Origin of the sequence: Pseudomonas sp. 09C 129, from assembly GCF_002843625.1 — a bacterium.
GTDB classification, from domain to species: Bacteria; Pseudomonadota; Gammaproteobacteria; order Pseudomonadales; family Pseudomonadaceae; genus Aquipseudomonas; species Aquipseudomonas chlororaphis.
The window spans coordinates 5,669,700-5,689,942 of record NZ_CP025261.1; the positions used below are offsets into that span (position 1 = coordinate 5,669,700).

Sequence of the window (20,243 nt, forward strand, 5' to 3'; positions counted from 1 at the left end):
AGGCTGCGATCTTTTGATCTTCACATTCGAGGTTCAAGCGCGCAAAGATCGCAGCCTCGGCAGCTCCTGCAGACTCTCTCCCTCCCGGAGCCACCACCGATGATCGGTATCAGCTTCACCCAGGCCAGCATGGCGGCGCGCAAGCGCATCGCCCTGGTGGCCCACGACCATTGCAAGAGTTTCCTCCTCGACTGGGCCGAGCGACAGAAAGACCGGCTCGCCGAGCACGATCTGCTGGCCACCGGCACCACCGGCCAGTTGCTGCACAAACGTCTCGGCCTGCCGGTGGAAAGCATGATCAGCGGCCCCCTGGGCGGCGACCAGCAACTCGGCGCGCGGATCGCCGAGCAGCGGGTGGACATGCTGGTGTTCTTCTGGGACCCCTTCGAACCCCAGCCCCACGATCCGGACATCAAGGCCCTGCTACGGGTCGCGGCGGTCTGGAACATTCCCGTGGCCTGCAACGAATGCAGCGCCGACTACCTGCTCAGCAGCCCGCTGATGGAGCAGGCGCACAGCTACCGGATTCCGGACTACCCGGCCTACCTCTCCGGGCGTCGATGATTCACTCAGGGCTTGACCATCGACGTAGATGATAAGCATTATCATCTGCTGAAAAAATCAGCCAGGTCCTGTTGTGAGCCAATCCCGCTTCAATCACGTCTTTCTCACCCAGCGCGTTTCGCTGCTGCGCACGCTGGAGCGGATGGTCAACAACCACAGCACCGCCGAGGACCTGCTGCAGGAAACCTACCTGCGGGTGACCCGGGCCCTGAGCGAACGGGCCATCGACCACCTCGAACCCTTCGTCTTCCAGACCGCCCGCAACCTGGCGCTCGACCACCTGCGCGCACGACGCATCCAGGCCCGCACCCTGCTCGAAGACGTGCCGGTGGACGTGGTCGAAAGCGTGGCCGCGCCCCTGAGCAGCGCCGAGGATGCCGCCCATGCCGAACAGTTGCTGGAACGCCTGAACATGAGCCTTGCCCAACTCAGCCCGCGCCAACAGCAGATCTTCATCCTCAGCCGCCTGCACGGCCACAGCTACCTGGAAATCGCCGAGAAACTCGAGGTCTCCCAGAGCACGGTACAAAAGGAGCTGAAGCTGATCATGGCCATCTGCATCGGCGTCGCCGAGCGCTTGAACGGTCATTGAGGCCCAGCCGGGCGGGCATCAGCCGCGGCCCTTTGCTACCCTTGACCGCCCTGCGCTCTCCATCTAAAAAACAGCCGTGCACAGACACAGCCGAGGAACACCCGTGACGGACATCCACCGCACCCAGCCGACCGCCCAGGACGGGGAAACAGCCACTCGCCGTACTGCGGATCAGGCCATGGACCAGGCCCTGGACTGGCTGATCCTGCTGGAGAACCCGAGCCCCGAGCAGACCCGGCAATTCCACGACTGGCTGAACGCCTCGCCCCTGCACAGCGCAGCCTTCGACAAGGCCCAGGCGATCTGGAACGGCCCGCAAGTGGTGCGCTGCGCGCAAAACCTGGACACGCAAAAAACCAAGCTCAGCCTGCTGTCGCGCCTGCGTCCGCACTGGCGGCCCCTGGCGACCGCGGCGGTGCTGATCCTCGGCCTGTTCAGTTTCAGCAACCTGCCCCTGCGCCTGCAGGCCGACCACCTGACCGTGGTCGGCGAGCGCCAGCGCCTGCAACTGGAGGACGGCTCGAAAGTCCTGCTCAATACCAACTCGGCCTTCTCCAGCAGCATCGACGAGCGCCAGCGCGTGGCCCGCCTGTACCAGGGCGAAGCCTTCTTCGAGATCCCCGCCAGCCGCGGCCAGCCACTGGAACTCGACGCCGGCCCGGTACGCGCCAGCGTGCGCGACACCGCCTTCGCCGTGCGTTACCTGGACGGCGTGGCCCAGGTGCGGGTGCAGCGCGGCGATGTCGACCTGCGCGCCACCCACGACGATGCCCGGGTGCGCCTGTCGGCCGGCGAAAGCATCCGCATCGGCCCCAACGGTTTCGACCGCCCGGCCAAGCTCGACCTCGACAAGGACCTGGCCTGGGTCCAGGGCCGGCTGGTGTTCGAGAACTGCCCGCTGAACCAGGTGCTGGCCGAATTGCGTCGGTATTACCCGGGCTGGATCGTCAACAACAACGAGCGCCTGGCCGATGTCGCGGTCACCGGCAATTACCGCCTCGACCAGCCGCTGGACGTGGTGCGTTCCCTGGCTCACATCACCTCGGCACGCCTGCAGGAATTCCCGGCGCTGGTCATCCTCAACTAAAACGCATTTATTTTTACGCGATCGCTGTCGGTCGTTCGTCTCGTTATAGCCAATGCAATTGATTCGCATTAAAAATGGCGAATCAGCACCTATAAAGATTCGTGCGACACGGAGCGCTATCGATGTCCTCTCGCCTCAACAGCCGGTCCTCTTCATCCTCCCGCCAGGCCCGCCTGCAGAACTGCACGCTGTCCCTGCTGACCGCCGCCATTCTGCTGGCCGGGGCCGCGCCAGTCATGGCCGCCACCGCCGGGGCCAAGACCCTGCCAGCACGCAACATGGGCGACTACAGCTTCGCCATCGACCAGCAGCCGCTGGTGTCGGCGCTGAACGCCTTTACCGCCGTCACCGGCTGGCAGGTCGGCCTGCCGGCGGAACTGGGCGAAGGCATCGCTTCCCCGGGCGTGCGCGGTTCGCTGCCACCGGAAAAAGCCCTGGACCGCCTGCTGATGGGCACCAACCTGAGCTACCGCAAGCTGGGCGCCAACAACATCGTCCTGGAAAAACGCGCCAGCGGCGGCGCCCTGAACCTGCAACAGGTGACCATCAGCGCCACGCGCCAGGAACAGGACGTCAGCAGCGTGCCCAGCACCGTGACCGTGCATGACCGCCAGGACCTGGACCGCAACAACGTCAACACCATCAAGGATCTGGTGCGCTACGAGCCGGGCGTTTCGGTCGGCGGCGCCGGCCAGCGCGGCGGCGGCATCAGCGGCTACAACATCCGCGGCATCGACGGCGACCGTATCCTGACCCAGGTCGACGGCGTGGAGATTCCCAACGGCTTCTTCAACGGCCCCTATGCCAAGACCCAGCGCAATTACGTCGACCCGGAAATCATCAAGCGCGTGGAGATCCTCCGCGGCCCGGCCTCGGTGCTGTACGGCAGCAACGCCATCGGCGGCGCGGTCAGCTACTTCACCCTCGACCCGGACGACATCATCAAGCCAGGCCAGGACGTCGGCGCCCGCCTGAAGACCGGCTACAGCTCGGCCGACGACAGCTGGCTGAAATCCGCCACTGTGGCTGGACGCAGTGGTCAGTTCGACGGCCTGCTGCACTTCAGCCAGCGCGACGGCCACGAAACCGACTCCTACGGCAGTCACAACGGCACCGGCCTGGCGCGCACCGCCGCCAACCCGGAAGACGTGCGCACCAGCAACGTGCTGGCCAAGGCCGGCTGGAACTATGCCGACGACGCGCGCCTGGGCCTGACCTACGAGAAGTACAAGGACGACCGCGACACCAACCAGAAAAGCGCCGTGGGCGGCCCGTTCAATGCCGGCCAGCCGCTGGGCATGTACCGCTCGCGCACCGGTAACGACACCATCACCCGCGAACGCTTCGGCCTGGACAACCACTTCGCCCTCGACAGCCTGCTGGCCGACCACGTGAAGTGGAGCCTGAACTACCAGATCGCCAAGACCGACCAGAGCACCCTGGAAAACTACTTCCCGTTCAGCCGCAACGTCATGCGCAGCCGCGAAACCCTCTACCAGGAGAAGCAGTGGGTCTTCGACGCCCAGGCCGACAAGGCCTTCGCCATCGGTGAAACCGAGCACCTGCTGACCTACGGCACCACCATCAAGCAGGAAAAGGTCACCGGCTCGCGCAGTGGCAGCGGCACCTGCCTGGCGGTCGGTCGCGGTTGCACGGCGGTCGGCGCCATCAGCCCGTCCGACGTGCTGAAGAAGTCCAGCGACTTCCCCGACCCGACCATCAACACCTACAGCCTGTTCGCACAGGACCAGATCAGCTGGAACCAGTGGACCTTCCTGCCGGGCCTGCGCTACGACTACACCCAGCTCAAGCCGCACATTACCCAGGAGTTCCTCAACACCGTGGCCGCCGATGGCAATGGTGAGGTGAGCGACCAGAACAAGACCTGGCACCGGGTATCGCCCAAGTTCGGCCTGACCTACGCCCTGAGCGACCAGTACACCTGGTACGGCCAGTACGCCGAAGGGTTCCGCACCCCGACCGCCAAGGCGCTGTACGGCCGCTTCGAGAACACCACCACCGGTTACCGGGTGGCGCCGAACTCGAACCTCAAGCCGGAGAAAAGCCAGAGCTATGAAACCGGCCTGCGCGGCAACTTCGAGTCCGGCAACTTCGACGTGGCGGTGTTCTATAACAAGTACCGCGACTTCATCAACGAAGACGCGGTGACCCCGGGCTACGACGAACTGACGTTCCAGAGCAACAACATCAAGCACGCCACCATCAAGGGCGTGGAAGTCAAAGGCCGGCTCAACCTCGACGCCCTGGGCGCGCCGCAGGGCCTGTACACCCAGGGTTCGGTGGCCTATGCCTACGGTCGCAACAACGACACCGGCGAACCCTTGAACGCGGTCAACCCGCTGACCGGCGTGTTCGGCCTGGGCTACGACCAGGACCACTACGGCGCCCTGCTCAGCTGGACCCTGGTGAAGAAAAAGGACCGCGTCGACAGCAGCAGCTTCAAGACCCCTGACGGCACCAGCAGCCAGTTCAAGACCCCGGGCTACGGCGTGCTCGACCTGACCGGCTTCTACAAGGTCAGCGACGACGTCACCGTCAGCGCCGGTATCTACAACCTGGCCGACAAGAAGTACTGGCTGTGGGATGACGTGCGCGGCTACGACAGCGTCGGCGAAGCCGCCGTGCTCAGCCCGGCCAACCTCGACCGCCTGACCCAGCCGGGCCGCAACTTCGCGGTCAACCTGATCTGGGACATCTGATCCGGTCTGCCTCACTGCGCTTTTCGATGGGGCGCAGTGAGGATTTTTTACTGTGCCGCGTCTACTTGTTCGTCTAGTTAGCAAGTGCTTCTCATTTCAAGCCGCTCTCGTTTTCAGTAGCTCTCATTTCCATTGACCAAGGACATCGTCATGACCACCCAGGATTCCCCACAGCGCCCGAGCCTGCGCTCCCAGCGCCTGAACCAGATCACCCACGAACCCCATGCCAGGCTCGACGCCCTGGTCAAGGCCCACGCGCCATTCGAAAGCGCCAGCAGCTTTGCCCGTTTCGTCGTCGCCCAGTACCTGTTCCAGTCCGAACTGGTCGCCCTGTACAACGATCCCGCGCTGATCGCCATAGTCCCGGACCTGGCAGAACGTTGCCGCGCCGAAGCGGCCAAGGCCGACCTGGCGGACCTGGACACCGAAGTCCCGGCCCCGGTGGCGGGCGCGGTGCAGAACCCGAGCAAGGCCGAGGCCCTGGGCTGGCTGTTCGTCTCCGAGGGCTCCAAGCTCGGCGCGGCGTTCCTGATCAAGCGCGCGGTGGGCCTGGGCCTCGGCGAAACCTTCGGTGCCCGGCACCTGGGCGAGCCGGCCGGCGGTCGCGCCGAAGGCTGGAAAACCTTCACCCGCACCCTCGATGGCCTGGCGTTCAGTGCCGAAGAGGAAGCCGCGGCGGAAAAAGGCGCGCTGGATGCCTTCAACCGCTTTACCGTGCTGCTGGAAAAGGCCTACGACACGGCGCCTGAACTGGCCTGATTTTTTCGCCGGCACCCTCGTTCCTGTATTGAAGGCGTAGACTCACGCCCGCTGCAGGAACGAACCCGCCGGCGTCAGCCGTTATTCCCACCCCTTGTGGATTGAGCCCCATGCTCGTCACCTCATCATCGACCCCATGACCGGCACAACCCGATCCCCGTCCAAGGCCTCCCGCCTGTTCTTCGGCTGCCTGGCTTACATCAGCCTGACCATCGGCCTGATCGCCATCGTCGTCCCCGGCCTGCCGACCACCGAGTTCGTGCTCCTCGCCGCCTGGGCCGCGACCAAGAGCTCGCCACGCCTGAGCGCCTGGATGGAAAACCACCGCCTGTTCGGCCCCATCCTGAGCAACTGGCGCAATGGCCGGATCGTCAGCCGCCGGGCCAAGGTCAGCGCCACCGTCAGCATGCTGCTGTGCGCCGGCCTGATGCTGAGCCTGCTCAACCATCACTGGACCCTGTACCTGGCGCTGGCCGGCATGGGCCTGGGCAACCTGTGGATCTGGTCGCGCCCGGAGGCTCTGGCCCAGGCCTCTTGATTCCTCTGCAAGAGCAGCCGGTCGACGTTCGGCTGCTCGCGACATGCCCTCCAGCGAAATCGCCCTGCTCCTCGTTTATGTCAAACACATGACCGCTCGTCGGCTTTCTCTCAGACAAATGCCGCCCAAGCCGATGTTCCGGGCATGGCGCTGAATGGACTTGGCGACCGGAGTCATCCGACTCACCGCTCACCCCTATCCATTCGCGAGATCGCCCCATGTTCGACTCTCTGTCCATTCGCCTGAAAATCGTGCTGTTGTCCGGACTCTGCCTGCTCGGCGTGGTGGGCCTGATCGTCGGGATGAACATCTACCAGACCAACCAGAACGATCAGTTGGTCAGCAGCTCCAGCTCGCGAATGCTCACCGACAGCGTGCAGAACCTGCTGCAGGCCCGGGCTGCGGAGCAGGCGGTGCGGGTACAGAAAACCTTTGGCGAGAGCCTGCTGGTGATCACCGCCCTGGCCGACCAGATCAACGACCTGCGGGCCATGGCCGGCAAGCGTTCGCTGGACGCCGCGGCGCTGCGTGAAGAACTCAACCACAGCCTGAAAACCGCCTTCGAACGCAACACCAAGGTGCTGGGCATCTGGCTCGCCTATGAGCCCAACGCCCTCGACGGCAAGGACAGCGAGTTCGCCAACGACGCCGGCCACGCCTCCAACGAAGCCGGGCGCTTCGCCAGTTACTGGAGCCGTGCCGGCGGCACCGGGCTGAACACGGTGATGGTCGAAGAGGACATGAACAAGACCACCCTGAGCGTCAGCGGCACCCCCTACAACAGCTGGTACACCTGCCCGCGCGACAGCAAGCGCACCTGCCTGCTGGACCCGTACGCCGATACCGTGGGCGGCAAGCTGATGCTGATGACCACCATTTCCCTGCCGCTGATCGTCGACGGCAAAGTCATAGGCGTGGTCGGCGTGGACATCGCCCTGGATGCCCTGCAGGCCGCGGCCGCCGACTCCCAGCGCGGGCTGTTCGACGGTGCCGGGCACATGCTGGTCGTCGCCGGCAGCGGCATCCTCGCCGCCTACAGCAACGATGCAGCCAAGGTCGGCAAGGGCATCGCCGACACCCTCGGCGCCGAAGGCAAGGATGTGCTGCAACTGCTGGCTGGCAATACCCCGAAAATCCTCAAGCAGGGCGACCTGATCCGCGCCGTGTATCCAGTCAGCCCGATCGCCGACGCCCGCCCCTGGGGCGTGGTGATCGACCTGCCGGAGCAAGTGCTGCTGGCCGACACCGTGAAACTCCAGGGTGTGCTCGACGACGCCCAGGCCCAGGGCACCCTGGTGTCGCTGCTGGTGGCGGCGGTCGCCGGCGTGATCGGCCTGCTGCTGATCTGGCTGACCGCCTCCGGCGTGACCCGGCCAATCAACAGCGTCGCGCAGATGCTCAAGGAAATCGCCAGCGGCGACGGCGACCTGACCCAGCGCCTGAAGTACAGCAAGCAAGACGAACTGGGCGAGCTGGTGGGCTGGTTCAACCGCTTCCTCGACAAGCTGCAACCGACCATCGCGCAGATCAAGCAGAGCATCACCGACGCCCGCGGCACCGCCGACCAGTCCTCGGAGATCGCCCGCCAGACCAGCGAAGGCATGCAGGTGCAGTTCCGCGAAATCGACCAGGTGGCCACCGCTTCCAACGAAATGAGCGCCACCGCCCACGATGTCGCCAACAGTGCCTCGAACGCCGCCAACGCCGCCCGTGGCGCCGACCAGTCGGCCAGGGATGGCATGACCATCATCGAACGCAGCACCCGCGACATCAGCACCCTGGCCGAGGAAGTCAGCAAGGCGGTGGTCGAGGTCGAGGCCCTGGCGGTCAACAGCGAACAAATCGGCTCGGTGCTGGAAGTGATCCGCAGCATTGCCGAACAGACCAACCTGCTGGCCCTCAACGCCGCCATCGAAGCGGCGCGCGCCGGGGAAAGCGGCCGCGGCTTCGCGGTGGTCGCCGACGAGGTGCGCAACCTGGCCAAGCGCACCCAGGATTCGGTGGAAGAAATCCGCCTGGTGATCGAGCGCATCCAGAGCGGCACCCGGGGCGTGGTGGCGACCATGCATTCGAGCCAGGCCCAGGCCCAGAGCAACGCCGGGCAGATCCAGCAAGCGGTGCAGGCCCTGGGCAAGATCAGCGACGCGGTCACGGTGATCAGCGACATGAACCTGCAGATCGCCAGCGCCGCGGAACAGCAGAGCGCGGTGGCCGAAGAGGTCAACCGCAACGTTTCGGCGATCCGCAGCGTGACCGAATCCCTCACCGAGCAGGCCACCGAATCGGCCCAGGTCAGCAGCCAGCTCAACGCCCTGACCACCCAGCAGATGAAGCTGATGGACCAGTTCCGCGTTTGACCTTGCCCCTGTAGGAGCGAAGCTTGCTCGCGATGCACCAGAGAGCGCCGCGTTGAGCCAGTGATCAGGCGTCATCGTTGACGACCATCGCGAGCAAGCTTCGCTCCTACGGGGGGCTGCGGTGCTTCACTTTTTTGATCTATGCTGCCCCCTCTCTTGCGGAGGGCCTGCAATGACCGATGTGCTGTCGTCTGTTCAAGCCGCGCTGGGCTTGCCTCGTACCCCGATTGCCATGACCTCGAGCGGCGCCCTGCCCTCGGCCTTCGCCGTGACCGAACTGGCCAGCGCCAGCATCGCCGCGGCCGGCCAGGCGGCGGCCGGGCTGTTGTTCAGCCAGACCGGGCGCATGCCCACCCTGAGCGTCGACCGACGCCTGGCCTCTTTCTGGTTCGCCACCTCCCTGCGTCCGCTGGGCTGGAGCGTGCCGCCGCTGTGGGACCCGGTCGCCGGCGACTACGCCACCCAGGACGGCTGGATTCGCCTGCACACCAACGCGCCGCATCATCGGCGGGCAGCCGAACAGGTGCTCGGCCGGGTCGCGGATCGTCCGGCCATGGCCGCCAAGGTCGCGCAGTGGAACAAGAGCGACCTGGAGCAGGCGGTGGTCGAGGCAGGCGGCTGTGCTGCGGAAATGCGCAGTTGGGCCGAGTGGCAAGCCCATCCCCAGGGGCAGGCCGTGAATGCCGAGCCCCTGGTGCATTACCAGACCTGCAACGCCAGCGTCGCCCAACCCTGGCGCGGATCACTGTCACGCCCCCTGGCCGGGATCAAGGTGCTGGACCTGACCCGGGTGTTGGCCGGGCCCATCGCCAGCCGTTTTCTCGCCGGGCTGGGCGCCGATGTGCTGCGCATCGACCCACCGGAGTGGAACGAGCCCGGCGTGGTCCCGGAAGTCACCCTGGGCAAACGCTGCGCCCGCCTGAACCTGCACGACGCCGCCGATCGCCAGGTCTTCGAAAGCCTGTTGGGGGAAGCCGATCTGCTGCTGCACGGCTACCGCGCCGATGCCCTGGAACGCCTCGGCTACGGGGCCGCCGAACGCCAGCGCCTCGCCCCGGAGTTGATCGACGTGTGCCTGAACGCCTATGGCTGGAGCGGCCCCTGGCAGAACCGCCGTGGCTTCGACAGCCTGGTGCAGATGAGCAGCGGCATTGCCGAGGCCGGCCAGCGCTGGCAGCAGGCCGATAAACCCGTACCGCTGCCAGTGCAGGCCCTGGACCACGCCACCGGCTACCTGATGGCCGCCGCCGCGATCCGCACCCTGAACGAACGACTGAAAACCGGGGCCGTCGGCAGCGCACGGTTGTCGCTGGCACGGACCGCCAAGCTGTTGATCGAGCGCCCCCCTGGCAACGCCGAGCCCGCCTTGCGCACCGAAGACCAGGACGATCAGGGGGTGCTGGTGGAGCAGACCTCCTGGGGCCCGGCCCATCGCCTGCAAGTACCCTTGCAGATCAGCGGCACGCCCCTGCAATGGGCCTACCCCGCCAGCGACCTGGGCGCCCATCGCCCGAAATGGTGAGCCCTGTGGCGCGTAACCCTGTAGCCGCTGCCGAGCAACGCGAGGCTGCGATCGGCCGCAAAGCGGACGTAAATCAGGCCGCGCGTTACGTCATTCATACCGCGTGCGCAGGGTTGGCGAGGACTGCGTCCTCGAGCGCAGCCTCGCGGGCTCGGCAGCGGCTACAGGTGCTGGGGGATTACAAAGTAGTCCACAGGTGCTGCGCCGCGTAGCCGCGCCATGGCCGCCAGGCCTCGGCGCGGGCCAGCAACTGGCTGGCGCTGACCGGTCCGCCTTCGAGCGCCGCCAGGGCGTTGAGCAGGCCCACGTCCGCCGCGGGAAAGGCGTCCGCTTCACGGAACTGGCGCAGGGCCACGTAATGCGCGGTCCAGTCGCCGACACCCCACAGCGCCCGCAAGGCCGACAGGCTGTGTTCGAGGCTGGCCTTGGGGGCAAACAGCTGCGGATCGTCGAGCAGCGCCTGCGCCACGCCGGACAGGGTTCGGCCCCGACTGCGCGGCATGCCCAGGCTCGCCAGATCGGCGCCCGCCATCCGCCCCGGCTCGGGGAACACATGACTCAACCCCGCTGGCGCCTCCTTGCAGCTCAATGGCTGGCCATACTGCGCCACCAGCTTGCCCGCCAGGCGGATGGCCGCCACCACAGTGATCTGCTGCCCCAGCACCGCGCGCACCGCCAGCTCGAAACCGTCCCAGGCACCGGGTACGCGCAGCCCCGGCCGCGAGGCGATCAAGCGGGCCATCAACGGGTCGGCGGACAGTTGCCGATGGATCGGCGCCAGGTCGGTGTCCAGGTCCAGCAGACGGCGGATGCGCGCAACGATCCGCGCGTGGGCCTGCGGATCGGGAAAGTGCAGGGTCAGCGCCAGCGCATCGCTGTCGCCCGGGCTCACACTGAACCAGCCGTGTACGCCATCGAGGCTGATGCTGCGCGAGTAGCGGTCGCCACTGACGGTCTCCAGCCCCTCGATGGCCCGCGCCCGGAGAAAGGCCAGCATCGCCGGCCAGTCATAGGGCGGCTGGTAAACCAGCCTCACAGCGACAGCACACCGCTGTACAGGCCATAGGCGGCCAGGCTGGCCCCGGCGACCACGCAAGCGAAAATGCCCTTCTCGATGCCGGTGAACAACGGCTCGCCCTGCTCGCGCTTGGCCTTGGCGAACAGGATCACCCCGGGGGCATACAGCAGGGCCGACAGCAGCAGGTACTTGACCCCACCGGCGTACAACAGCCAGACCGCGTAACACAGGGCCACGCCACCGATGCACAGGTCTTTCATGCGCTCGGCCGAAGCCCGCTCGTAGGTTTCGCCGCGGCCGCTGAGCAACACCGCATAGGCCGCCGACCACAGGTAAGGCACCAGGATCATCGACGAGGCGAGGTAGATCAGGCTGGTGTAGGTCCCGGCGGAGAACAGGGTAATCAGCAGGAACACCTGGATCATGCTGTTGGTCAGCCACAGGGCGTTGACCGGCACATGGTTGGCGTTTTCCTTTTTCAGGAAGGCCGGCATGGTCCGGTCGCGGGCCGTGGCGAACAGTATCTCGGCACACAGCAGCGCCCACGACAACAAGGCACCGAGCAGGGAAACCGCCAGGCCGACGCTGATCAGCAACGCGCCCCAGGGACCGACGATGTGCTCCAGCACCGCCGCCAGCGACGGGTTCTGCAAGGTCGCCAGTTCCGGCTGGCTCATGATCCCCAGGGACAGCACGTTGACCAGCACCAGCAGGGCCAGAACGCCGATAAAACCGATCACCGTGGCCCGACCGACGTCCGCACGCTTCTCGGCCCGGGCCGAATAGACGCTGGCACCTTCGATGCCGATGAACACGAAGACCGTGACCAGCATCATGTTGCGCACCTGGTCCATCACCCCGCCGAAGTTCGGGTTGCCACGGCCCCAGATGTCGCGGGTGAAGATGTCCGCCTTGAACGCCACCGCGGCAATCACGATGAACATCACCAGCGGCACGATCTTGGCCACGGTGGTCAGCAGGTTGATGAACGCCGCTTCCTTGATCCCGCGCAGCACCAGAAAGTGCACCGCCCACAACAGGACCGAAGCGCAGGCGATGGCCACCGGGGTGTTGCCCTGGCCAAACACCGGGAAGAAATAACCCAGGGTGCTGAACAGCAGCACGAAGTAGCCGACGTTGCCCAGCCAGGCACTGATCCAGTAGCCCCAGGCGGACGAAAAACCCATGTAGTCGCCAAACCCGGCCTTGGCGTAGGCGTACACCCCAGAGTCGAGTTCAGGCTTGCGGTTGGCCAGGGTCTGGAACACGAAGGCCAGGGTCAGCATGCCCACGGCGGTGATCGCCCAACCGATAAGGATCGCCCCGGCGTCGGCCCGGGCCGCCATGTTCTGCGGCAAGGAAAAGATCCCGCCGCCAATCATCGAACCCACCACCAGGGCGATCAAGGCGCCGAGTCGCAGTTTTTGTGTGGTTTGTGGCATGCCTACCTCTGCGTCCGGTCCAATTGTCCGACAACAAACTATATGAAATTAATTAACTTCCACAGATTGGAAACGGACTAAAAGAGTCAATTATTGATCTTTTTTGGATTAATCGACATGACGAGGATCAGAACATATTGAATAGTTGGGCTTTTTATTATGCATAAAACCTAAATGCCATCAGCGCGCCGGGCAGCCTTATAACTTTTTAATGAGTTGCGCATTCTTGAAAGCGGGCTAGCTTCAACCTGGCGCCAATGAGAAGACCTTTCACCCGGAACCCGAGGCCTTATGGAATGGCGCTTTCAGGCTTCCCACCGGTTTCCGCAAAGACAGCTTAAGTCGTTCATTCACAATGGAATGTAGCAATGACCTGATCTAAATCAGCTGTTCGGATTTCTCGCAGATTTACTCTGACATCTCTCTTCTCCTGCAATGGAGTCACGCAATGTCTGACACTCCCGGAAAACTACGGCTTGGTGCGTTAGTCGCCTTGGTAGTCGGCTCGATGATTGGCGGCGGGATCTTTTCCTTGCCACAAAACATGGCGGCAAGTGCCGATGTAGGCGCTGTTCTTATTGGCTGGGCTATTACCGCTGTCGGTATGTTGACACTGGCCTTCGTGTTTCAAACCCTGGCCAACCGCAAGCCTGATCTGGACGGTGGTGTCTACGCCTATGCCAAGGCCGGTTTCGGCGATTACATGGGCTTTTCTTCGGCCTGGGGCTACTGGATCAGCGCCTGGCTGGGCAACGTCGGCTACTTCGTGCTGCTGTTCAGTACCCTGGGCTATTTCTTCCCGATCTTCGGCGAGGGCAATACTCCGGCCGCGGTGATCGGCGCCTCGCTGCTGCTGTGGGCCGTGCACTTTCTGGTGCTGCGCGGGATCAAGGAAGCGGCGTTCATCAACCTGGTGACCACGGTCGCCAAGGTGGTGCCGCTGCTGCTGTTCGTGCTGATCGCCCTGTTCGCCTTCAAGCTGGACATCTTCACCGCGGACATCTGGGGCGTGAAGAACCCTGACCTGGGCAGCGTGATGAACCAGGTGCGCAACATGATGCTGGTCACCGTGTGGGTGTTCATCGGCATCGAAGGCGCGAGCATCTTCTCCGCCCGCGCGGAAAAACGCTCGGACGTGGGCAAGGCCACCGTGATCGGCTTCATCACCGTGCTGCTGTTCCTGGTGCTGGTGAACGTGCTGTCCCTGGGCATCATGACCCAGCCGGAGCTGGCGAAACTGCAGAACCCGTCGATGGCGGCGGTGCTCGAGCATGTGGTCGGCCACTGGGGCGCGGTGCTGATCAGCGTCGGCCTGATCATCTCGCTGCTGGGGGCGCTGCTGTCGTGGGTGCTGCTGTGCGCGGAGATCATGTTCGCCGCGGCCAAGGACCACACCATGCCGGAGTTCCTGCGCAAGGAGAACGCCAACCACGTGCCGGTCAACGCCCTGTGGCTGACCAACGCCATGGTGCAGATCTTCCTGGTCATCACCCTGTTCTCGGCCAGTACCTACCTGTCGCTGATCTACCTCGCCACCTCGATGATCCTGGTGCCCTACCTGTGGTCGGCGGCCTATGCCGTGCTGCTGGCGGTGCGCAGCGAAACCTACGAAGCGGCCCTGGCCGAACGCAAGAAAGACCTGCTGATCGGCTCCATCGCCCTGTTCTACGCGATCTGGCTGCTGTACGCCGGCGGGGTCAAGTACCTGCTGCTCTCCGCCCTGCTCTACGCCCCCGGCGCGATCCTGTTCGCCAAGGCCAAGCGGGAGTTGGGCAAACCGATTTTCACCAACGTCGAGAAGCTGATTTTCGCCGCAGTGGTCATAGGCGCCCTGTTGGCCGCCTACGGGCTCTACGACGGCTTCCTGACCCTGTAACCGCACGATTGTTTCTACCTCTGGAGGATCACGGTAATGACCACGGAAAAAGTTAAGTACGGCGTCCATTCCGAAGCCGGCAAACTGCGCAAAGTCATGGTTTGCTCCCCAGGCCTGGCCCATCAGCGGCTGACCCCGAACAACTGCGATGAACTGCTGTTCGATGATGTGATCTGGGTCAACCAGGCCAAGCGCGACCATTTCGACTTCGTCACCAAAATGCGCGAGCGTGGGATCGAAGTCCTGGAAATGCACAACCTGCTGACCGATACGGTGCACAACCCCGAAGCCCTGAAGTGGATTCTGGATCGCAAGATCACCCCCGACACCGTCGGTGTCGGCCTGACCAACGAAGTGCGCAGCTGGCTCGAAAGCCTGGAGCCACGCAAGCTGGCCGAATTCCTGATCGGCGGCGTGGCCGGCGAGGACCTGCCGGAAAGCGAAGGCGCCAGCGTGATCAAGATGTACCGCGATTACCTGGGCCACTCCAGCTTCCTGCTGCCGCCGCTGCCCAACACCCAGTTCACCCGCGACACCACCTGCTGGATCTACGGCGGCGTGACGCTCAACCCGATGTACTGGCCGGCCCGGCGCCAGGAAACCCTGCTGGCCAGCGCCATCTACAAATTCCACCCCGAGTTCGCCAACGCCGACTTCGAAGTCTGGTACGGCGACCCGGACAAGGATCACGGCCAGGCCACCCTCGAAGGCGGCGACGTCATGCCGATCGGCAATGGCGTGGTGCTGATCGGCATGGGCGAGCGGACCTCGCGCCAGGCCATCGGCCAGCTTGCGCAATCCCTGTTCGCCAAGGGCGCGGTGGAAAAAGTCGTGGTCGCCGGCCTGCCGAAATCCCGCGCGGCGATGCACCTGGACACCGTGTTCAGCTTCTGCGACCGCGACCTGGTCACGGTCTTCCCGGAAGTGGTCAAGGAAATCGTGCCGTTCGTCATCCGCCCCGACACCAGCAAGCCCTATGGCATGGACGTGCGACGGGAGAACAAATCGTTCATCGAGGTGGTGGCCGAGTCCCTGAACCTCAAGCAACTGCGCGTGGTGGAAACCGGCGGCAACAGCTTCGCCGCCGAACGCGAGCAGTGGGACGACGGCAACAACGTGGTGGCCCTGGAACCGGGCGTGGTCATCGGCTATGACCGCAACACCTACACCAACACCCTGCTGCGCAAGGCCGGCGTGGAAGTGATCACCATCAGCGCCAGCGAACTCGGCCGCGGCCGTGGCGGCGGCCACTGCATGACCTGCCCGATCGTGCGCGACCCGATCGATTACTAAACGACTTCCCCGGCCGCACCTCTGCGGTGCTGGCCGGGCCGAGTACAGAATCCCTGGAGAATCATCATGGCGTTCAATATCCACAACCGTAACCTGCTCAGCCTCGAACACCACACCGAGCGCGAACTGCGCTACCTGCTCGACCTGTCCCGCGACCTCAAGCGCGCCAAGTACACCGGCACCGAGCAGCAGCACCTCAAGGGCAACAACATCGCCCTGATCTTCGAGAAAACCTCGACCCGTACCCGCTGCGCCTTCGAGGTCGCCGCCTATGACCAGGGCGCCAACGTCACCTACATCGACCCGAACTCGTCGCAGATCGGCCACAAGGAAAGCATGAAGGACACCGCCCGCGTGCTCGGGCGCATGTACGACGCCATCGAGTACCGCGGCTTCAAGCAGGAAATCGTCGAAGAACTGGCGAAGTTCGCCGGCGTGCCGGTGTTCAACGGCCTGACCGACGAATACCACCCGACCCAGATGATCGCCGACGTGCTGACCATGCGTGAGCACGCCGACAAGCCGATCCACGACATCAGCTACGCCTACCTGGGCGATGCCCGCAACAACATGGGCAACTCCCTGCTGCTGGTGGGCGCCAAGCTCGGCATGGACGTGCGCATCTGCGCGCCAAAGGCCCTGTGGCCCCATGACGACCTGGTCAGCCGCTGCAAGCAGTACGCGCAAGAAAGCGGTGCCCGCATCACCCTGACCGAAGACCCGAAAGCCGCGGTCAAGGGCGTCGACTTCATCCACACCGACGTCTGGGTATCGATGGGCGAGCCGGTGGAAGCCTGGGCCGAACGTATCCAGCAACTGCTGCCGTACCAGGTCAACGCCGAGCTGATGAAGGCCACCGGCAACCCACGGACCAAGTTCATGCACTGCCTGCCGGCGTTCCACAACAGCGATACCAAGGTCGGCAAGCAGATCGCCGAGCAGTATCCACACCTGGCCAACGGCATCGAAGTGACTGACGACGTGTTCGAGTCGCCGGCCTGCATCGCCTTCGAGCAAGCGGAAAACCGCATGCACACCATCAAGGCGATCCTGGTCTCGACCCTGGCCGACCTGTAACCCCGACGTCCGTGGCCGACCGCCTGGCGGTCGGCCCTCGACCTGTAGGCGCGAGGCTCGCCCGCGAAGGCGTCCAACCTGACACCCCACCATCGCAGGCAAGCCACGCGCCCACGGGATCACCGAATTCTGGAAGGAATGCATTATGCGTATCGTCGTCGCACTGGGCGGCAACGCCCTGCTCCGCCGGGGCGAACCCATGACCGCGGACAATCAACGCGCCAATATCCGCATCGCCACCGAACAGATCGCCAAGATCCATCCCGGCAACCAGCTGGTGATCGCCCACGGCAATGGTCCGCAGGTCGGCCTGCTGTCGCTGCAGGCGGCGGCCTACACCTCGGTGTCGCCTTACCCGCTGGACGTGCTCGGCGCCGAAACCGAAGGCATGATCGGCTACATCATCGAACAGGAACTGGGCAACCTGCTGGATTTCGAAGTGCCCTTCGCCACCCTGCTGACCCAGGTCGAGGTCGATGCCAAGGACCCGGCGTTCCAGAACCCGAGCAAGCCCATCGGCCCGGTCTACAGCAAAGACGAAGCAGAAAAACTGGCCAAGGAAAAAGGCTGGGCCATCGCCCCCGATGGCGACAAGTACCGCCGCGTGGTGGCCAGCCCGAAACCCAAGCGCATCTTTGAAATCCGCCCGATCAAATGGCTGCTGGAAAAGAGCAGCATCGTGATCTGCGCCGGCGGTGGCGGCATTCCAACGATGTACGGTGAGGATGGCAAGCTCCGGGGCATCGAGGCGGTGATCGACAAGGACCTGTGCTCGGCACTGCTGGCCGAACAGCTGGAGGCCGATCTGCTGGTGATCGCCACCGACGTCAACGCGGCCTTTATCGACTGGGGCAAGCCGTCGCAGAAAGCCATTGCCCAGGCGCACCCGGACGAAATGGAAAAGCTCGGCTTCGCCGCCGGCTCCATGGGACCGAAGGTCCAGGCGGCCTGCGAGTTCGCCCGCCATACTGGAAAAGTCGCGGTGATCGGTTCACTCTCGGACATCGAAGCGATCGTCCAGGGCAAGGCCGGTACGCGCATCAGCACGGCCCAGCCGGGCATCACTTACCGATAAGAGCAACTCAGGGTGCAGGCCGCTGGCCTGCACCGCTCCCCATGCCTTGTAAAGGAGAGAGCCATGGCCCAGTTCGAACCCGGTCATTTACACATCGAGCGACACGCACTGACCAAGGACGATGTCAGCTACAACATCTGTATCGACTATGAAGTCGCGCAGGACCCCAAGGAAGGCAAAGGGATGCAGTTCAAGATGCATGGAACGATTCAGGGCAAGGAGCTCGATGAACCGTTCTTTCTGCCCAAGGATCAGGCTTACAACTTCGCCAGCAACGTGACGAAAATCGCCGAGAAGTATGGGATTCCCAAGGCACTGAGCAGCATCGGCTCGCTGCACAAATATTACGACGCGATGTTTGAGGATGTGCGGGTGCAGTTGAATATGAAATCCGGGGATCCAGTCAACCCCGAACACCTCGAGTAACCCCAGCCCGTGGGCCGCGGGCTTCCCCTGCCCGCTTAACCTGTAGGAGCGAGGCTTGCCCGCGATGAACTCAAGGACGCCGCGGCGTATCAGGCCAGGCTTCCCGCGTCATCGTTGAGGCTATCGCGAGCAAGCTTCGCTCCTACAGAAGCCCGTGGCCACGGCGAATTTCACCAAACAGCGTCCGCCAAGGCATACTTGCCACCCTCCGTTTTCCAGAACCCTTGACCGCCCCATGCGCATCCACGTCAGCTTTATCGACCGCGTCGGTATCACCCAGGAAGTCCTGGCCCTGCTCGGTGGGCGCAACCTCAACCTGGATGCGGTGGAGATGGTGCCGCCCAACGTCTACATCGACGCCCCGACCCTCAGCCCGCAAGTGCTGGAAGAGCTGCGCGACGCGCTGTTCAGCGTGCGCGGCGTGCAGGCGGTGACGGTGGTCGACATCCTGCCCGGCCAGCGCCGCCACCTGCAGCTCGATGCCCTGCTGGCGGCGATGACCGACCCGGTGCTGGCCCTGGACAGCGCCGGCAAGGTGCTGCTGGCCAACCCGGCGCTGATTGCCCTCTATGGCCGCGAGCCGGCCGGGGAAAGCGTGGCCGAGCTGTTCGACGACCCGGCGCTGCTGGAAACCTTGCTGGAACAGGGCTTTCGCTTGCCCCTGCGGGAAATCACTCTCAATGGCCAGACCCTGCTGCTGGACGCCACGCCGATCACCGACGCCGGCGCGCTGCTGACCCTGTATCAGCCCAATCGCATCGGCGAACGCCTGTCGGCCCTGCACCACGACCATGCCGAAGGCTTCGATGCCCTGCTCGGCGACTCCCCGGCCATCCGCACCCTCAAGGCCCGCGCCCAGCGCGTCGCCGCGCTGGATGCGCCGCTGCTGATCCAGGGCGAAACCGGTACCGGCAAGGAGCTGGTGGCGCGGGCCTGCCACGCCATCAGTGCGCGGCACGGCGCGCCGTTTCTGGCGCTGAACTGCGCCGCCCTGCCGGAAAACCTCGCCGAGAGCGAGCTGTTCGGCTACGCCCCCGGCGCCTTCACCGGCGCCCAGCGCGGCGGCAAGCCGGGGCTGATGGAGCTGGCCAACCAGGGCACGGTGTTTCTCGACGAGATCGGCGAAATGTCGCCCTACTTGCAGGCCAAGCTGCTGCGTTTTCTCAACGACGGCAGCTTTCGCCGGGTGGGTGGCGACCGTGAGGTCAAGGTCAATGTGCGGATCCTCAGCGCCACCCATCGCGACCTGGAAAAGATGGTCGCCGAGGGCAGCTTTCGCGAAGACCTGTTCTATCGCCTCAACGTGCTGAATGTGGAAGTCCCGCCCCTGCGCGAGCGCGGCCAGGACATCCTGTTGCTGGCGCGCTACTTCATGCAGCAGGCCTGCGCGCAGATCCAGCGCCCGGTCTGCCGCCTGGCGCCCGGCACCTATCCGGCGCTGCTGGGCAACCGCTGGCCGGGCAACGTGCGCCAGTTGCAGAACGTGATCTTCCGCGCGGCGGCGATCTGCGAAAGCAGCCTGGTGGACATCGGCGACCTGGATATCGCCGGCACCTCGGTGGCGCGCCAGAACGACACCGAAGTCGAAAGCCTGGAACAGGCCGTCGAGGAGTTCGAGAAGGCACTGCTCGAAGGCCTCTACGTCAACTACCCCTCGACCCGCCAGTTGGCCAGCCGCCTGCAGACCTCCCACACCGCCATCGCCCATCGCCTGCGCAAATACGGTATCCCCAGCAAGCCCTGAGCCGCCGCGGCTTTTGATGTTGTAGCCGCTGCCGCAGGCTGCGATCGCTCCCGCAGGGAGCGCAAGCTCTCAAGATCGCCGAAGGCCTTCGGCCTTATCGCTGCCTGCGGCAGCGGCTACAGGTGGCGTAGTCGCATCTGAAAGCGACCTCCA

The 20,243-nt window shown here is 64.6% G+C and carries 16 protein-coding genes; 14 read left to right on the forward strand and 2 right to left on the reverse strand.

The window, feature by feature from the left end; all coding sequences use genetic code 11:
- The first annotated feature begins 99 nt into the window (after positions 1 to 99).
- From CXQ81_RS25285 to CXQ81_RS25320, 8 genes are all read left to right on the forward strand, one after another.
- On the forward strand, positions 100 to 564 hold the full coding sequence (locus CXQ81_RS25285) for a methylglyoxal synthase (RefSeq protein WP_007926308.1): 465 nt from the start codon (positions 100 to 102) through the stop codon (positions 562 to 564).
- Between the two features lie 73 nt (positions 565 to 637).
- Positions 638 to 1,156, forward strand: coding sequence for an RNA polymerase sigma factor (locus CXQ81_RS25290; protein ID WP_007926306.1), 519 nt, complete (start codon positions 638 to 640; stop codon positions 1,154 to 1,156).
- A 103-nt stretch (positions 1,157 to 1,259) separates the two neighbouring features.
- Entirely contained in the window at positions 1,260 to 2,243 is a 984-nt protein-coding gene (locus CXQ81_RS25295) for a FecR domain-containing protein (RefSeq protein WP_007926304.1), read from the forward strand.
- A 122-nt stretch (positions 2,244 to 2,365) separates the two neighbouring features.
- Positions 2,366 to 4,963 (forward strand): TonB-dependent receptor, encoded by a 2,598-nt coding sequence (locus CXQ81_RS25300; RefSeq protein WP_101338872.1) that lies wholly within the window; start codon positions 2,366 to 2,368, stop codon positions 4,961 to 4,963.
- A 150-nt stretch (positions 4,964 to 5,113) separates the two neighbouring features.
- Entirely contained in the window at positions 5,114 to 5,722 is a 609-nt protein-coding gene (locus tag CXQ81_RS25305) for a biliverdin-producing heme oxygenase (RefSeq protein WP_007926298.1), read from the forward strand.
- Positions 5,723 to 5,858: 136 nt separating this feature from the next.
- Positions 5,859 to 6,260, forward strand: a complete 402-nt coding sequence (locus tag CXQ81_RS25310) for a YbaN family protein (protein WP_101338873.1) — start codon at positions 5,859 to 5,861, stop codon at positions 6,258 to 6,260.
- A gap of 218 nt (positions 6,261 to 6,478) precedes the next feature.
- Positions 6,479 to 8,617 carry a methyl-accepting chemotaxis protein gene (locus CXQ81_RS25315; protein ID WP_101338874.1) on the forward strand — a complete coding sequence of 713 codons (2,139 nt, stop codon included), beginning with the start codon at positions 6,479 to 6,481 and terminating at the stop codon, positions 8,615 to 8,617.
- 172 nt (positions 8,618 to 8,789) lie between these two features.
- Positions 8,790 to 10,139, forward strand: coding sequence for a CoA transferase (locus tag CXQ81_RS25320; RefSeq protein WP_101338875.1), 1,350 nt, complete (start codon positions 8,790 to 8,792; stop codon positions 10,137 to 10,139).
- Between the two features lie 178 nt (positions 10,140 to 10,317).
- Here CXQ81_RS25320 and CXQ81_RS25325 read toward each other — a convergent pair whose 3' ends face one another.
- Positions 10,318 to 11,175, reverse strand: a complete 858-nt coding sequence (locus CXQ81_RS25325) for a DNA-3-methyladenine glycosylase (RefSeq protein ID WP_101338876.1) — start codon at positions 11,173 to 11,175, stop codon at positions 10,318 to 10,320.
- Positions 11,172 to 12,599 carry an arginine-ornithine antiporter gene (gene arcD / locus CXQ81_RS25330; protein ID WP_007926275.1) on the reverse strand — a complete coding sequence of 476 codons (1,428 nt, stop codon included), beginning with the start codon at positions 12,597 to 12,599 and terminating at the stop codon, positions 11,172 to 11,174. The genes CXQ81_RS25325 and arcD (CXQ81_RS25330) overlap by 4 nt, the downstream gene beginning before the upstream one ends.
- A gap of 448 nt (positions 12,600 to 13,047) precedes the next feature.
- Here arcD (CXQ81_RS25330) and arcD (CXQ81_RS25335) point away from each other — a divergent pair, with 448 nt between their 5' ends.
- The 6 genes from arcD (CXQ81_RS25335) (at position 13,048) to CXQ81_RS25360 (ending at position 20,090) form a co-directional block, all read left to right on the forward strand.
- On the forward strand, positions 13,048 to 14,475 hold the full coding sequence (arcD, locus tag CXQ81_RS25335) for an arginine-ornithine antiporter (RefSeq protein WP_087090280.1): 1,428 nt from the start codon (positions 13,048 to 13,050) through the stop codon (positions 14,473 to 14,475).
- Between the two features lie 36 nt (positions 14,476 to 14,511).
- A complete protein-coding gene (gene arcA / locus CXQ81_RS25340) occupies positions 14,512 to 15,768 on the forward strand; it encodes an arginine deiminase (protein ID WP_007926270.1) in 1,257 nt (418 codons plus the stop codon).
- 66 nt (positions 15,769 to 15,834) lie between these two features.
- A complete protein-coding gene (locus CXQ81_RS25345; protein ID WP_007926269.1) occupies positions 15,835 to 16,845 on the forward strand; it encodes an ornithine carbamoyltransferase in 1,011 nt (336 codons plus the stop codon).
- Between the two features lie 145 nt (positions 16,846 to 16,990).
- Positions 16,991 to 17,920: a carbamate kinase gene (gene arcC, locus CXQ81_RS25350; RefSeq protein ID WP_007926268.1), complete on the forward strand. Its 930-nt coding sequence runs from the start codon at positions 16,991 to 16,993 to the stop codon at positions 17,918 to 17,920.
- 63 nt (positions 17,921 to 17,983) lie between these two features.
- Entirely contained in the window at positions 17,984 to 18,346 is a 363-nt protein-coding gene (locus tag CXQ81_RS25355; protein ID WP_053262373.1) for a DUF5064 family protein, read from the forward strand.
- Between the two features lie 235 nt (positions 18,347 to 18,581).
- Complete coding sequence (locus CXQ81_RS25360; protein ID WP_101338877.1) at positions 18,582 to 20,090, forward strand: sigma-54-dependent transcriptional regulator; 1,509 nt, start codon at positions 18,582 to 18,584, stop codon at positions 20,088 to 20,090.
- The last annotated feature ends 153 nt before the right edge of the window (positions 20,091 to 20,243 follow it).